The organism is Corynebacterium phocae (genome assembly GCF_008693075.1).
In the GTDB taxonomy this organism is placed as follows: domain Bacteria; phylum Actinomycetota; class Actinomycetes; order Mycobacteriales; family Mycobacteriaceae; genus Corynebacterium; species Corynebacterium phocae.
Genome location: NZ_VXKJ01000030.1, coordinates 156,297 through 171,449 on the forward strand (window position 1 = coordinate 156,297; position 15,153 = coordinate 171,449).

Annotated in this window: 14 protein-coding genes; 5 read left to right on the plus strand and 9 right to left on the minus strand. The window is 63.3% G+C overall.

The window, feature by feature from the left end; all coding sequences use genetic code 11:
- Positions 1–7 precede the first annotated feature (7 nt).
- On the plus strand, positions 8–655 hold the full coding sequence (locus tag F4V58_RS02915; RefSeq protein WP_075733212.1) for a LysE family translocator: 648 nt from the start codon (positions 8–10) through the stop codon (positions 653–655).
- Here F4V58_RS02915 and F4V58_RS02920 read toward each other — a convergent pair.
- From F4V58_RS02920 to F4V58_RS02935, 4 genes are all read right to left on the minus strand, one after another.
- Positions 652–1,875, minus strand: coding sequence for a type II restriction enzyme (locus tag F4V58_RS02920; protein WP_075733214.1), 1,224 nt, complete (start codon positions 1,873–1,875; stop codon positions 652–654). The two genes, F4V58_RS02915 and F4V58_RS02920, sit on opposite strands and share 4 nt — an antisense overlap.
- Entirely contained in the window at positions 1,862–2,695 is an 834-nt protein-coding gene (locus F4V58_RS02925) for a DNA adenine methylase (protein WP_075733216.1), read from the minus strand. The genes F4V58_RS02920 and F4V58_RS02925 overlap by 14 nt, the downstream gene beginning before the upstream one ends.
- A gap of 117 nt (positions 2,696–2,812) precedes the next feature.
- A complete protein-coding gene (rpsT, locus tag F4V58_RS02930; protein ID WP_075733218.1) occupies positions 2,813–3,076 on the minus strand; it encodes a 30S ribosomal protein S20 in 264 nt (87 codons plus the stop codon).
- A gap of 236 nt (positions 3,077–3,312) precedes the next feature.
- Positions 3,313–3,858, minus strand: a complete 546-nt coding sequence (locus tag F4V58_RS02935) for a type II toxin-antitoxin system PemK/MazF family toxin (RefSeq protein ID WP_084559662.1) — start codon at positions 3,856–3,858, stop codon at positions 3,313–3,315.
- Positions 3,859–3,878: 20 nt separating this feature from the next.
- On the opposite strand from F4V58_RS02935, the gene lepA reads away from it, so the two are divergent.
- Positions 3,879–5,726, plus strand: coding sequence for a translation elongation factor 4 (lepA, locus tag F4V58_RS02940; protein ID WP_075733222.1), 1,848 nt, complete (start codon positions 3,879–3,881; stop codon positions 5,724–5,726).
- Positions 5,727–5,891: 165 nt separating this feature from the next.
- Here lepA and F4V58_RS02945 read toward each other — a convergent pair whose 3' ends face one another.
- Positions 5,892–7,022: an alpha/beta hydrolase gene (locus F4V58_RS02945; RefSeq protein WP_075733224.1), complete on the minus strand. Its 1,131-nt coding sequence runs from the start codon at positions 7,020–7,022 to the stop codon at positions 5,892–5,894.
- Positions 7,023–7,084: 62 nt separating this feature from the next.
- Between F4V58_RS02945 and F4V58_RS02950 the strand changes: the two genes are divergently transcribed.
- The 3 genes from F4V58_RS02950 (at position 7,085) to F4V58_RS12445 (ending at position 10,103) form a co-directional block, all read left to right on the plus strand.
- Positions 7,085–8,440, plus strand: a complete 1,356-nt coding sequence (locus tag F4V58_RS02950) for a M20 metallopeptidase family protein (protein ID WP_075733226.1) — start codon at positions 7,085–7,087, stop codon at positions 8,438–8,440.
- Between the two features lie 248 nt (positions 8,441–8,688).
- Positions 8,689–9,741: an HNH endonuclease signature motif containing protein gene (locus F4V58_RS02955; protein ID WP_075733228.1), complete on the plus strand. Its 1,053-nt coding sequence runs from the start codon at positions 8,689–8,691 to the stop codon at positions 9,739–9,741.
- 218 nt (positions 9,742–9,959) lie between these two features.
- Complete coding sequence (locus F4V58_RS12445) at positions 9,960–10,103, plus strand: hypothetical protein (protein ID WP_169833299.1); 144 nt, start codon at positions 9,960–9,962, stop codon at positions 10,101–10,103.
- Between the two features lie 162 nt (positions 10,104–10,265).
- Here the strand turns inward: F4V58_RS12445 and F4V58_RS02960 are convergent, their stop codons facing one another.
- From F4V58_RS02960 to F4V58_RS02975, 4 genes are read right to left on the minus strand one after another with little or no spacing between them, the layout of a single operon-like run.
- On the minus strand, positions 10,266–11,714 hold the full coding sequence (locus tag F4V58_RS02960; RefSeq protein WP_075733230.1) for an ATP-binding cassette domain-containing protein: 1,449 nt from the start codon (positions 11,712–11,714) through the stop codon (positions 10,266–10,268).
- On the minus strand, positions 11,707–12,531 hold the full coding sequence (locus F4V58_RS02965; RefSeq protein ID WP_075733232.1) for an ABC transporter permease: 825 nt from the start codon (positions 12,529–12,531) through the stop codon (positions 11,707–11,709). The genes F4V58_RS02960 and F4V58_RS02965 overlap by 8 nt, the downstream gene beginning before the upstream one ends.
- Positions 12,528–13,463: an ABC transporter permease gene (locus F4V58_RS02970; RefSeq protein ID WP_075733234.1), complete on the minus strand. Its 936-nt coding sequence runs from the start codon at positions 13,461–13,463 to the stop codon at positions 12,528–12,530. The genes F4V58_RS02965 and F4V58_RS02970 overlap by 4 nt, the downstream gene beginning before the upstream one ends.
- Positions 13,460–14,977, minus strand: a complete 1,518-nt coding sequence (locus tag F4V58_RS02975) for an ABC transporter substrate-binding protein (protein ID WP_075736432.1) — start codon at positions 14,975–14,977, stop codon at positions 13,460–13,462. Before F4V58_RS02975 ends, F4V58_RS02970 begins: the two co-directional genes overlap by 4 nt.
- Positions 14,978–15,153 lie beyond the last annotated feature (176 nt).

Sequence of the window (15,153 nt, forward strand, 5' to 3'; positions counted from 1 at the left end):
TAGCCCGGTGACTTTTAGCGCGTTTTTAACCATCATTTTCGCCAACCTGCTTGGAGCTGCCTCGCCGGGACCGGACGTCATCCTGATTACCCGGTTGGCTACCAAGTCACGCCGCCATGCGCTGGCTGCGGTGTTTGGGATCATCACCGGCGTGACCATGTGGGTGACGCTCACCGTCCTGGGTGCAGCGGCGCTACTTACCGCCTTCCCCTCCTTGCTGGGAATAATCCAGGTCGTGGGCGGGTGCCTGTTGGTGTACATGGGGTACCAAACGGTCCGGGGTGGGCTGGCTGCGCGCGGTGCCGTGCCCGCAGACCTCGCACAGGCGGAGGCCATGCTGGGGCGCCTGCGCGGCGCGTATTACCAGGGCTTGGCCACCAACCTGGCCAACCCCAAGATTGTGCTGTTTTTGTCCGCGTTGATTGCGCCGCTGCTGCCGCCCTCGCCCAGCCTGGGCGTGGCACTGACGCTCATTGCGGCCATGGTGCTCAGCTGCTTGGCCATGTTCGTGTTGATGAGCTTTGTCATCTCCACCGCGCGGGTGCGCCGCAAAATGCTGGCCGTGGGCCCGCTCATTGATATTTTGGCCGGAAGTTTCTTCATGCTGGCCGGAACCGGGTTGATTATCAGCGGGCTGCGCGACGTATTGACCTAGCCCGGCTGCGCCAGCTCCATAGCCCACGTGGCCCACGAGTGGACGGTCTTAGCCCGGCGCCGGCAGGTGCTGTCACTTAGCCCCAGGGCGCTAATTGCGTTCGCGATGACCGCCGGCGCCGGAACCTGCCCGCTGGCAAAGGCCTGCGCCAGCACGTCATGGAAAACCGGGCGGGCCGCCAGCGCGCGGATCAGCACCAAGTTGCGGGAGTCGCGGCTTTCGGCGCTAACTAGCTGCGCGCCCGGCAGAGTCAGCCGCAGGGAGTCATCAACTAGCCCCAGGTAGCGGGCGGCGGCGCAGTAATAATCCGCCTGGCGCGGGGTGAAGTCATACTCCGCGCAAATTTCTGCCTTGCTCAGCGGCCGCTGCTCCAACAACTCGACCAGGTTGATGACGCGGCCAAAGTTATCCGCCTGGGGGAAAGCCACCGGGGTGTCTACCACGGAGACCGCGCGCACCGCCTCCAGCAGAGTCTGGGCCTGCAATAAAGACGGCGCCAGGGCGTAGCGGGCGGAGTCCACCAGGCGAATGCTGTGCAAGTTACTGGGGTCGGTGAACTCAAAACGGTAGAGGTTGACCAGGCCGTTGGTGTAGACCATGTAGACCGGCACCACCGGCTTGCTTAAGCTGAGCTGGAAGCGACGGAAAGGAAAATAGAGCTGCCGGATATTAAAATCCCGGGAGATGTGGTTCTTGGCCTCCACTATCACCAGGTGGTGCAAGGACTCAAAGCCGCCGTCAATTTCCATCTGAGCGCGCTCGACGGTGAAATCCCGGCCGGCCAACCGCAGCGGGATATCCAGGGTGGACATGCGCCCGCTCATAGTGGGGTAGTAGGGGCCGTGGCCCAGGAAGTCATCTAACATCCCGGCCACGACGCCGGCGTTGAGCGCCACGGCCTCGGAAGTTATGCGCCCCATGGTCTCTATCCCCGGCGGGATGCGCAAAGTTTTGACCGGGCCGGAAATGTCCGGGAAAGGATGGAAAAGGGAGAACTTGCCCACCAGGTAGTGACTCCGGCTCACCGGGATGACGTTGAGGCCGGCCTGGCGCAGTGGGGCGGGCACCGCAGTGGAAAAGTCATGCTTTGCCATGAGCCGGGGTTCCCGGCCGGAAATTTTTCCAAGCTCCCGGGAGGAGATGGTGAAATAGCCGTCCCGGGCAAGCGCGGCCCGGTGGGCGGCAAGGACCTTTTCCCAGCCGGTGTCATTTAGTCCCATAATTGCGCACCAGGACCTCGGGAACCTTGCCGCGTTTGGAGGCAACGGAGTTGACCGCGCGCGTGGCGTGAACAATCTCTACCGTGAAATCCGCGTACAGCTCCTGGATGAAGTCCGTGGCGGAATTTGACAACAAGAACTTCACGCCGCGCTCATTTAGTTCCTCGCAGGTGTGCTGCAACCGGATTTGGTCCGCGCGGCCAAACCCGCCGGATTGGTAGCCGGTGAAATTGCTGGTGGGGTTGACCGGGTCATAAGGGGGGTCGAAGTAAACAAAGTCCCCGGCCCGGGCACCCGCTATCACGCTGGCGTAGTCCGCGTTGAGCAGCTCGATGTCATTGGTGCGCAGATACCGCGATACCGCGCGCAGCGTGGGCTCATCGCAAATAGCGGGGTTAGCGTAGCGACCAAAGGGGGCATTGAACTGGCCGGCGTTGTTGACCCGGTACAGGCCGTTGTAGCAGGTCTTGTTGAGGTAGATGGTGCGCGCGGCGCGTTGGATGGGGCTCCAGCTAGCAAACTCCGGCGCGCGGTCCCGGGCGCGCATATCGTAGAAGAAGTCCTCATCATTAGGAAAGCTGCTGAGCAGCCGGATGAGCTCCGTGCAGTTGTCCCGGACCTGGGTGTAGACGTTGACCAGCTCCGCGTTGAGGTCGCCCACGGTGGCGGCCGCGGGGGACTGCGAAAACAGTACGGCACCGCCGCCCAGGAAGGGCTCGAAGTAGCGCCCGGCGAGGGCGTCAGGCAGGGCGGCTTTAATCTGCGGGAGCAGCTGGCGCTTTCCGCCCACCCATTTGAGCACTGGCTTAAGTTCTGTCATAACGTCTCACTATCCTAATGCCCCGGGCAGATAAACCCCACAAAGTTCGAATGGGTATTCGAAAGCGGGCTGAAAAGAAAATCCCCGCACTGAGGCGGGGAAATTACTTTAAAGCTCTTAGTCCATCTTGTTCAGGGCAGCTGCCATGCCGGACTTCTTGTTGGCGGCAGCGTTGCGGTGGAAGACACCCTTGGATACGGCCTTGTCCAGGGAGCGGGATGCTGCGCGGAGCTGCGTTTCAGCACCGGCCTTGTCTCCAGCCTCAACGAGGGCGCGGAATTTGCGGATTTCGGTGCGAACGGCAGAACGAACTGCCTTGTTGCGCAGGCGGGACTTCTCATTGGTGAGAATGCGCTTTTTCTTGGACTTGATATTTGCCATGTTAAAAATACCTCTTGATATCGAAATTGATTAAGTAGCGGCTTTTAAGTGGGGACTGGTCTTAAGTGGAAGGTGCGAGCGTTCCTGGCGAACCCAAGGTCCTGTCCGTCGTGTCTCACACGCCCTGCACTTAAAAAGCAACCCGCCAATGATAGCTTAAGCCCGCTGCGCTGGCCAAATCGGGCGGGCGGGTTAGCTGCGGCGGCTGGGTCAGGCGGGTGGGTCAGGCGGGTGGGTTAGCCCCAGCGGTAGGTGGAACGCAGACGGTTGGCAATCCTCTCAAAGCGGCGGGCAGGGAAAAGCACACCCTGCCGGCGAACCTGTTCCTCGGAGATTTCCAGGACCCGGTCCATACGGATCCAGCACTGCCGGCCCTGGTCATCCCATTCCCCGGCGCCTATTTCCAGCCACCAGCTTTCATCGGCGTGTTCGGGGTTGGGGGAAATGGCCAGCCCCAGGATGGTGGTGCGGGTGCGCCCCACGACCAAGATGGCGCGCTCCTGCGGCGGATCCTGCGGAGTGTCCGCCGGTGCCCACACCCACACGACCTCACCGGAGTCAGCCTGGCCGTCCATGTCCGGGGTGAAAAAGATTGACCGCGCCCGGTCCTCGGTCCGCTCAATGTGGATAGTGGCCGCCTTCCGGCGTCCCGTGGGGCGTTGTTCCCCCAGCAGTCCCAAACGGTCGTTAATCCGGCGCAGTCCCTTATCTAGCGGTTGCGCGTCGCGGATTGCCAACGCCTGTTTAAATAGGTGCCATCCGGTTGGGTGCGGGGTCATCATATCCAGTAGTCTAGTGGATTATGTCTAAGAATTTTGCGGCCACCACGTTTACGGATCTCTCTCAGATTCGGAACTTTTGCATCATCGCCCACATCGACCACGGCAAGTCGACCCTGGCTGACCGCATTTTGCAGTACTCCCAGGTAGTAGCGGCGCGCGATATGCGCGACCAGTTCCTGGATAACATGGATATTGAGCGTGAACGCGGTATTACCATCAAGGCCCAGAACGTGCGCTTGCCGTGGGTCCCGCGCAGCGGCAAGCATCAGGGGGAGGAAATTGTCTTCCAGATGATTGACACCCCAGGCCACGTGGACTTCACTTATGAGGTCTCGCGTGCGCTGGAGGCGTGTGAGGGGGCAGTCCTACTTGTCGATGCCGCCCAGGGGATCGAGGCCCAGACACTGGCCAACTTGTATTTGGCCATGGAAAACGATCTGGAGATCATCCCGGTACTGAACAAGATTGATTTGCCGGCAGCAGACCCGGATAAGTTCGCAGAAGAAATCAGCAACATCATTGGCTGCACCCCGGATGAGGTACTGCGCGTGTCCGGCAAGACGGGCGAGGGCGTGGAGGAACTGCTGGACCGCGTAGCCGAGCTGGTGCCGCCGCCTAGCACGGACAAGCCTTTGGACGCGCCGGCCCGCGCCATGATCTTTGACTCCGTCTATGACACCTACCGGGGCGTGGTGACCTATATCCGCATGATTGACGGCAAGCTGTTGCCGCGGCAGAAAGTCACCATGATGTCCACGGGGGCCAACCATGAGCTGTTGGAAGTGGGCATCGTCAGCCCCACCATGCAAAAGTGTCAGGGCCTGGGCCCCGGTGAGGTGGGCTACCTGATTACGGGCGTGAAAAACGTGCGTGAGACCAAGGTTGGGGACACCGTTACCTGGGCCAACAACGGCGCGGAAACGGCGCTCAAGGGCTACCAGGAGCCCAAGCCCATGGTGTATTCCGGGCTTTTCCCCATCTCCCAGGCGGATTTCCCCGACTTGCGCGACGCCCTGGAAAAGCTGCAGTTAAACGACGCCTCCCTGACTTTTGAGCCGGAGACTTCCGTGGCGCTGGGCTTTGGCTTCCGCTGTGGCTTCCTAGGGCTGCTGCACATGGAAATCACCCGCGACCGCCTGGAGCGCGAGTTTGACCTGGACCTGATTTCCACCGCGCCTTCGGTAACCTACCGCGTGGTGGCCGAAGACGGCAGCGAGCAGGTCATCCACAACCCCTCGGACTGGCCGGGCGGTAAGCTGCGGGAGGTCTATGAGCCCATTGTGAAGACCACCATAATCGTGCCGGCGGAATTCGTGGGCACCACCATGGAGCTGTGCCAGTCCAAGCGCGGCCAGATGGGTGGCATGGACTACCTTTCCGAGGACCGCGTGGAGCTGCGGTACACCATGCCGCTGGGTGAGATCATCTTTGACTTCTTTGACCAACTGAAGTCGCGCACCAAGGGCTACGCCTCTCTCAACTATGAGGAGGCCGGGGAGCAGATGGCGGACCTGGTCAAGGTGGACGTGCTGCTCAACGGCGAGCCCGTGGATGCGTTCTCCGCGATTGTCCACCGCGACTCCGCGCTGTGGTACGGCAATAAGATGACCAAGAAGCTCAAGGAGCTTATCCCGCGCCAGCAGTTCGAGGTCCCCATCCAGGCGGCCATTGGTTCCAAGGTCATTGCGCGTGAGAACATCCGCGCCATGCGCAAAGACGTGCTGGCCAAGTGCTACGGCGGAGATATTTCGCGTAAGCGCAAGCTGCTGGAAAAGCAGAAAGCCGGTAAGAAGCGCATGAAGAACCTGGGCTCGGTGTCGGTGCCGCAGGAGGCCTTCGTGGCGGCGCTGTCTACGGACGAGAACTAGCGCCACCGCTGCCTGCGCCGGGCTCGCCTGGGCACCGGAGGGACCAGCGGGTGCGCCGGGCTCGCCTGGGCACCGGAGGGACCAGCGGGTGCGCCGGGCCCACCAGGTTGCGGGCGTCCAGCTACATTGGGCCCACCACCGCAGCGCGGGCTTGATGGCGGGGCGTTACCGCAGGGCGGGCTCGATGGCCTCCCACGCGGGGGCCAGCTGCTGCTCGAACGCCACCCAACCGTGGATACCGCGCGGCAGGTAGTGCGTGGAGTGGTCGATGCCGGAACGGCTGAGGGCATCGGCAAGACGGCGCGTGCAAAGCAGTGAGCCAGTCTCCATCAACGACCCGCCCACCTGGTCAGAAAAAGGTTTGCCCTGCAGGCTTCGGATTTCCTCATCGGTGACCTCCCCGCTAGCTGCGGATAGGTGAATGCGGGTCCCGCGCAGGCCGTCTGGGTGGCCCAGGACGTCATTGCGGTGCCACAGCTCACTGCCCTGCGGGCCCCACATGTTCTCCGCCCGGCCGCCCGCACTGGACACCGTGAGATAAGCAGACTCCCGGCCCAGGCGGTCCACGGTGGAATAGCACCCGGACAAGGCCGCCACCGCGTCGAAGAGCCCTGGGTGGTTATTGGCCATCATCATCGCGCCCGTGGCGCCCATGGACAGGCCGATGGCCCCGCGCTTGCCGTTGTGCCACACCGCCTGCTGCGCCAGCGGCATGAGCTCTTTGGTATAAAAAGTCTCCCACTTCATCCGGCCCAAGCGCGGGTCGTCATGCAGCCAGTCCTGCCACATCGATCCGCGGCCCTGGTTGGGGATGATGACCGTGGGCCGGCCCGGGCCCGGCGGGAACGTGCGCTGGGCAATCCCGCGCGAAATCCAGCCGGAGGTCTGCGGGCTTTCCACCCCCTCGAACATGTAGATAATGGGGCCGCCGCTGCCCACCAGGACATCGGCCTCAATGTTTCTGCCCATAGAAGGCGAGGCAATCACCCAGCGCTCCCGGCCCGGCTCCTCCGTGGCGCGGCGCTGGACAATCCGGGCGGACGTGATAGTGGGATCCACCGGGTAAGGCATATTCGGGTCTACCTGCTGGTAGGAATCCAAGATGGCGCGCTGGTGCGGGCCCAGCAGGTCCAGCAACCCGTAGGCGCTGTGGATAGCCCCGGCGTTGAAGTTGTGATCCCGGGTGAGGTCCTGGTGGACCTGCTGCTCAAAAGTGCCCGGGCGAGCGCCGGCCGCCGGGGTGCCAACAGCCAAGGAAAGTACGGTGGTTAAAGCTAAGGTGCGGAGAACTCGCAACGGGAAACTCCTTGGAAAAGGGGAAAGGGAATTGTCAATTCAATCGCCTATACTAGAGCCTTATGACCAACCCCGGAGTATCCCAGACCGCAGTTTCGTCACAAACTCTCAAGCAGTTGCCCCCATTGCCCGCCCCCAACGCCCAATTGGGCGGCGCACCGGCCGTGGACGTGCTCCGGGACAAGGCCAATGAGTTGCTGCCCGAACTCCAGGAGCTGCGCCGTGACTTACACGCCCACCCGGAGCTGGGAAACCACCTCCCCGAAACTCAGGCCCGCGTGCTGCGCGAGCTAGAGGGACTGCCGCTGGAGGTTATTCCCGGTATCGGCGTCAGTTCCGTGGTGGCCGTCCTGCGCGGCGGAAAGCGCGGAGACCACCCCGTTTCGGTGCTGCTGCGCGCGGACATGGACGGCCTGGAGGTCACCGAGCGCACCGGTATGCCTTATGCCGCGAAAAACGGCAACATGCACGCCTGCGGGCATGACCTGCACACCTCCGCCCTGGTGGGGGCGGCCAAGGTCCTGTGCGAGGTCAAAGAGGACATCCAAGGCGACATCATCTTCATGTTCCAGCCTGGCGAAGAAGGCCCGGGGGGCGCGCGGCCCATGATTGAAGAGGGCGTGCTTGACGCCGCCGGGCGCCGGCCCATTGCCGCCTACGGCATCCACGTGGGCCCGCAGGACTTTGGCAACTTCTACCACCATCCGGGGCCCATGATGGCGTCATCGTCCAACTTGCAAGTCACCGTGTTGGGCAAGGGCGGGCACGGCTCCCGCCCGCATGACGCCATTGACCCGGTGGCGGCGCTGGCGGAGATTCAGGTGGCGCTGCAAACCGCGGTTACCCGCCGTTTTGATGCGCTCAACCCGGTGGTCATTACCGTGACCAAGCTGTGGGCTGGGGACGGCGCCATCAACGCCATCCCGGACAAGGCCGGCTTTTTTGCCACGGTGCGCGTACTGGATGACACCGCCATTGACCGCGTGCGCCAGGTGATTACTGAGGTCACCACCAACGTGGCGGCCGCGCACCGCTGCTCCGTGGATATTGAGTTTGAGATTTTGTACCCCACCACCAAAACCAACCCGCGGGAAAACGCCTTCGCTGCCGGCGTGTGGGCACGCCAGTTTGGCGCAGACCGCGTGCTCCCGCTGGGCACGCCCATGATGGCCAGTGAGGACTTCGGCGTGGTGCTGCAACAGGTCCCAGGCACCTTCGTGTGGCTAGGCACTGCCGATGCCCACGTGCCTTACGCCAAGCGCGAATGGAACCACTCGCCGCTGGCGCGCTTCGATGATCACATTTTGGGCGACCAGGCTGCCGCGTTGGCAGCGGTGGCGGTCGAGCGCCTGGCGGCGGAGGAATCGCATCCTTCGCCCACCATTCACGCGGCTAGGCAGGCAGCGCAGCAGGCGTAGCGGCACGGGTTTTCACTGTGGCGTTGGTCATGTGGGATCTGTGGTTTTGTGAGTTTGGGTGGACTCGGGCAACGTGGTGTGAACTGGCCTTTTGTGCTCCCGTAGCCGGTGGTGCGGGATCTGTCAAGGGGGTCTGAATCCGCGCTGGTCGGCCTGTGGATAACTCCCCGGTGGCCGGCGGCCGGGGTGTGGATGTGGGTTTTACTAGCCCTTGCGCGGTGCTTGCGCGGGGCTTTAGGGTGTGAACCATGAACCTTAAGACATGTGCACAGCTGCTTTCGCAAGGCGTTGACCTTGCCAAAGAAGCCTTTGCCATGTCCGCCCAGGACCTTGCCGGGTGGGGCCTGAGCCCAGAATTCGTGGACGGGCTCAAAGCGGTAGGAACCACGTATTTCGGTGCCACCACCTTCACCGGCAAGCAGGCCAAGGCCCGCGCCGCGCTGGCTGGCACCCCGCACGATCTGGCCAGTTTGCTCCTCATTGAGCAGCTGGTGGCCAAGGCACCCACGGAGATTAAGCGGTGGGATATGCGCATCAAGCTGTGCGCTACCAACCAGAAGTTTGTTGCCCGCGCGGGAAAGGCCATGGTGGAGGGCTTCAAGCAGGAGCGCAAGGCCAAGAAGGAACCTCGAACTCCCGGGGTGAAAATCACCCACCGGGAGGAAGGGGATCTGGACTCACTGGTCATTACCGACACCTCGCGCAATATTGCGGATATGTACGGCGTTATTGCGTCTGCGTCTGCGTCTGCGTCTGTGGATTCCCAGGACCCGGCCGCCGGCGCGCGTGCGGTTATCCTGGACGGTGCCCAGGGCGCGCTGCCAGCCATTAACACCAACGTTGTTATCCAGCTGCCCGATTTCATCACCATCGTGCACGGCAATGGCGCCGATGTCACCCTCAAGCTCACCGACGGCACCACCATGACCGGCCAGGAATACCTTGAGCGCACGCTCCCGGATTGCGGGTTTGTCACCCTGGTTCACCCCGTTGAAGGGCCGGTGAACCTCTACCAGTTTGAGCGTTTTGCTTCCTGGAAGCAACGCCTGATGTTGGGGGCTTTGTTCCAGCGGTGCTTGTGGCCGGAGTGCACCGTGCCCACCGATGACTGCGAATACCACCACATCGAGGGCTGGTCCGGCGGCGGGCCAACCAACGTCAACAACCTCATCCCGCTGTGCCAGTATCACAACCGGGTGAATGAGGACAACGGGGTGCGCAAGAGGGGCCGGATGGAAGTGGTTGACCGCCGGGTGGCGTGGATCTCCCCGCGCGGTGGGCCCCCAAAGTTTGTGACCTGACGGTTTGTGACCTGACGCCAGGTCACCTGACGCCAGGTCATCGCCAACCAGCACGAAGCAAAACCCCAGGGTGGCAGGATTCTGCTGCCCCATTCGTGCTGCCTTATCCGCGCGGCCCGCTGCCAACCATCACCAGTTCGAGGGGACAAAAAGCGAATAGGTGGGCTAAGATTTCTTCGAGCACAGAGAAAATCCGACTGAAAGCCAGGTGAATGTGAATGGCTATTTTTGATTCTCTAGGCCCTGACCACGGGGAATCCGCTTTCCCGGCCACAGACCTGGAAGAAGCCTTTGCGGTCTTTGACTACCCGGAAGAACACGTTGTGGACCCGGACTTGCAGCTGCGCTGGTACTCTTCCTAGCGTCCGGCCCCCGCGCGTCCGGCCACCGCTGTAGTACTGGGCCTTGGTACGGAGATCGTTCAGTCTGGCCCCCGCGCGTCCGGCCACCGCAAACCTGGCAGCCGGACGTTGCTGTGTTCTAGGCGCTGGGGTTTTAGGCGCTGTGTTTTTAGGCGCTGTGTTTTAGGCGCTGGGCCGGCCAGTGGGCAGTGGTCCGGCGGCAGCGGCGTCAATGAGCGCGCGGGTGTAGCCGTCGGCGGGGTTGGCCCAGATGTCCTCCGTCCGGCCGGTTTCCACCAGCTGCCCGGCGTGGAGCACCGCCACGGTATCGCACACCTGCCGCATCACGGCCAAGTCGTGGGTGACAAAAACCAAGGTGAGCCCCCGGCTATCGACCAGCTTGGCCAGCAGATCCAGAATGGTGCGCCGGACGGAAACATCAAGCGCGGAGACGGCCTCGTCGGCGAGCAGAATATCAGGATCACCTATGACCGCGCGGGCGATGGAAATCCGCTGGCGCTGGCCACCGGAGAACTCGTGGGGGTAGCGCCCCGCCCCGGAGGGGTCTATCCCGACCTCGGCGAGGATTGACTCCACCTCGCTGCGGGTGGCACCGCGTTTGCCTTCCGCCACTATCTTCCACACCGGCAGGCGAGGGTTGAGCGAGGACTGCGGATCCTGGAATACCATCTGTACCCGGCCAGTGACCGCCACTGTGCCGGAGGTGGGCTGGGCCAGGCCAGCCACCAGCTTGATGAGCGTGGTCTTTCCAGAACCCGAACCGCCCACCAGGCCCAGGCGCTGCCCGCGGGCCACGTGCAGGCTGACCCCATCTAGGACCTGGCGCCCGCGGTAGGACTTGGTTACATTGCGCAGCTCAATGGCGGTTCCGGTGGCCGGGCGCGGCGGTGCCGGTTCTCCGGGCAAAGAAGCGCTGACCAGCGCGCGGGTGTAGTCCTCCCGGGGCTGCGAAAGCACCTCGCGGGTGGGGCCTTGTTCCACCGCGCGGCCGGCGTGCATGACCACCACCGAGGTACACATCCGCGCAATTACCCGGAGATCGTGGCTGATGAACAACAACGCGGTGCCGTGCTCGGTTACTAGCCGGTCGATGAGTTCGAGGATGTCCGCCTGCGTGGTGGCATCGAGCGCGGTGGTGGGCTCGTCGCAAATGAGCAGGTCCGGGTTTCCGGCCATGGCCATGGCAATGAGCACGCGCTGGCGCTGGCCACCGGAAAGTTGGTGGGGAAAGCGCCCGGACAGCGCAGGGTCTAGGCCCACGGATGTCAGCGCCTGCGCCGAGGCCCCCGCAAAGCCCAACTGCCGGCCGATGGTCATCAGCGGGTCCAACGCGCTCATAGGCTCCTGGAAGACCATGGCCATCTTCTTGCCGCGCAAACCCCGCAGGGCGCGGTCGGGTAGGCCCACTAGCTCATCCCCGTCCAGCAGCACGGAGCCGCCGGTGCGCAGATTCTTAGCCAGCAGCCCCATGATGGCCAGCGCGGTCAGGGACTTGCCGGAACCGGATTCACCAATCAACCCCAGCCGGCCGCCGGGCGCCACCGCAAAAGTCAGCCGGTGAAGCAGCTCCGCGGACCGCGTGGAGACAGTTAAGTCGCGTACTTTAAGCATTGAGTCCTCCCCGCAGGCGTGGATCTAGTAGGTCGCGTAGGCCGTCGCCCAGCAGGTTAAAGCCCAGGACTGTCAGCCCAATGGCCAGGCCCGGCCACAGCGCCAGCAGCGGGTGGGTGCCCAGCAACGTTTGGGCGTCTTGGAGCATACGCCCCCAGGAGGCGGCGGGCGCGGGGGTTCCCAGGCCCAGGTAGGATAGTCCGGCCTCTGCCAGGATGGCCAGCGCGAAGAACACGGTGGCCTGCACGGTTACAAGCCCCGCGATGTTGGGCGCTATGTGCCGCAGCGCGATGACTGGTCCTGGCACCTTGGATACGCGCGCGGAGGCAATGAAGTCCAGGTGCAGAATCTGCATGGCACCGGAACGCGCCACGCGGGCAAACGAGGGCACCCCAGCGACCCCGATGGCCGCCATCGCCGTGAGCGTGGACGGGCCCCACACCGCGCCGGCCACGATGGCCAGCAGCAGGCCTGGAAACGCCAGCATGAGGTCCGCGGTGCGCATGACCACGTTGTCCACGAACCCGCCGCGCATGGCGGCCAGGATTCCCAGCGGCACGCCGATAACCGCCGCGATGGTCACCGCCACCACGCCCACATACAGCGTGATGTGCGATCCGGCCATGATGCGGGAGAAGACGTCGCGCCCAAAGCGGTCGGTGCCCAGCAGGTGTTCGGCGTTGGGCCCGGCAAGCCGCACTTCCGGCACGGCGTGGACCGGGTCATAAGGCGTCCAAAATAGCGCGACCACAGCCATGGTCACGGTGATTGCTACCAGCGCGGCACCCACCCAGCCGGTGAGGGGGAAACGTCTCATGAGCGAGCCTCCTTCAGGCGCGGGTCAATGCTGCGGTAGGCCACGTCCACAACCAGGTTCACGCACAGGGTAAAGGCCACGAATAGCATGATGAGGGTCTGCACGGTGGTCAGGTCGCGGTTGGAGACGGCATCGAGCAGCATGGTGCCAATCCCCGGGATTACGAAGACTTTTTCGATGACCACCGCGCCCGCGGCCATGCTGGTTAGCTGCAGCCCGGCCACGGTGAGCACGGGTAGCGCGGCGTTGCGCAGGCCGTGGCGGTTTATGGCTTGACTTCTCGATGCCCCCAGCGAGCGCGCCGTCCGAATATAGTCCTGGTCCGCAGTCTCTAGCACCGCGGAGCGCACGTAACGTGTGAGGATAGCGCCCTGCACTGAGGCCAGCGCCATTACCGGTAACACCAGGTGCCGGCTAAAAGCCGCAAAACCTTGGTTGGGCGGGATCCAGCCGTTGGCGGGCAGTAGCTGGTAGTGGATGGCAAACACCGTCACCAGCAAGATGCCCAGCAAAAAGCTGGGGATGGCTATTCCCGCTTGGGCAAGCGCCGTTATTACCGTGGCGGTGGGATGGCCGTTGCGCCGTGCTAGCCACACGCCAACGGGGATTGCGCAGGCTAGCGCTACCACCATGGCCGAAAGCGCCAGGATGAGCGAGACTTGGGCGCGGTCTATGACCTGGGCGGTGATATCTGTCTGGGAAGTCAAGCTGGTGCCCAGGTTCCCGGTGAGTAGGCCAGATACCCATTCCCAGTATTGGGTCCACAGGGGTTTATCTAGTCCCAGCGTGGCGCTTAGCTGGTCTACTTTTTCAGTGGTGGCGTTGACGCCCAACGCCACGCGGGCCGGGTTGCCGGGAACCGCGCGCATGAGCAAGAAGATGAGCACCGAGGCCGCAGCCAGGGTGGCTACAAAGCGGGCGAGGATTCTCATTTTTCCTCCACGGTTTTGAGCACTAGGCCGTCGGTGACCTGCGTGGGGTTGACCCCGGAGATACCCGGCGCGGTTAATACGATGTTGGGGAAGTTCAGCACTGTCAGCGCCGGCATGTCCTCCATGATGGCGTCCACGGATTGCTGCATGAGCTGGGTGGACTTTGTGGGGTTGGTGGCGGTGTCGGCGTGGGCAAAGAGCTGTTGGGTGCGGGCGGAGTCATAGCCAATGTAGTAGTCCGGGGATCCAAAGATTTTGGTGATATCGCGGGGCTCCACGTGGGCAATCATGGACATTTGATAGTCTTTGGCGCCAAAGACTTGGCTTAACCAGACCGCTGGGAATTCTGCGGTTTCTAGGGTGACTTGAAAGCCAATGTCTTTGAGCTGGGAGTAGACCAGCTCGGAGAGCATTTGGGTATAGGGCAGGGAGGGAACGGTGATACGCAGTGGGGTTCCTACCGCGCCGGCTTCTTCCATAAGCTGGCGGGCTCGCTCCGGGTTGAAGGGGTAGTAGTTTTTGTCCGTGAACCACGGGTCCGCCGGTGCTACGGGAGCCCCGCCGGTGTCTTGGCCCAGGCCGTTGAAGAGCACCTGGTTGGCGGCCTCGCGGTCGATCCCGTAGGCCACCGCTTGGCGCACCCGGGGGTCGTTAAAGGGGGCGGCTTGGTTGTTCATGGAAATGAGTAGCTCGCCGTTGGTGCTGCCTTGAAGCACGCGGAAGCGCTTCGGGATGGTGGATAAAAGCTCGGGGTTTTGCACGCCCAAGACCACGTCCACGCTGCCGGATTGCAGGGCGTTGACCGAGGAGATGGTGTCCGGGAAGTATTTGATGGTGATGTCCTCGTGGGCTTTTTCTCCCCAGTAGTCCGGGTTGACGCGCAGTGCCACGAAGTCCGCTGGGGTGAAATTTGCTACGGTGAACGGCCCGGTGCCCACCGGGTTGGAGGCTAGTTTGTCCATTGCGCTGGGAGTCATCATGGCGCCTACGGCGGTGGACATGGACCACAACCACCGCTGTGAGGGCTCCTGGAGGGTGACTTCGAGGGTGTGATTGTCTATGGCACGGGCGCTGTCAACGACGTCTAGCTGTGAGGAGATTCCGTTGGCCCAGTCATTGCGTACGTAGTTGATGGAAAAAGCGGCGGTTTCTGCAGTGAAGGCGTCTCCGTTGGAGAAGGTGATTGCCTCCCGGAGGTGGAAGGTGTACTTCTTGCCGTCGGGGGAGACGTCCCAGCTGTGTGCCAGGAGGGGCTCTATCTCTCCGCTGTCCGGGTTGATGGTCACTAGGGTTTCGTAGACGTTGCCCATGAGTGCGGCGGGGATGGCGGCGCCGCCGGTGGTGGTGAAATCGAGGGAGGTCGCGGCCACGGTGGAGGCAAAGACCACGGCGGGGTCGCTGCCGGCGGTGACTACGGCGGTGTGCCCGGCCGAACACGCCGAAAGCGCCGAAAGCGCCGTCGCGGCTCCCACCCCGGCACACACTACCGCCGCCGTCCGCCGGGTCCTGAACATCAGCGCCTGTGGCACCCGCGCCTGTGGCACCCGCGCCTGCGCTGCCACCCCGCGCGTAGTTGGGGTCCCCGGTTCCTGGTGCCGCGCGCCTGCGGTCAGGGCTGCGCGGGCGGACGCCGCCAGTCGGCGCGTGGAAGACCGGCGCGTGGAAGACCGGCGGGTGGTAGACCGGCGGG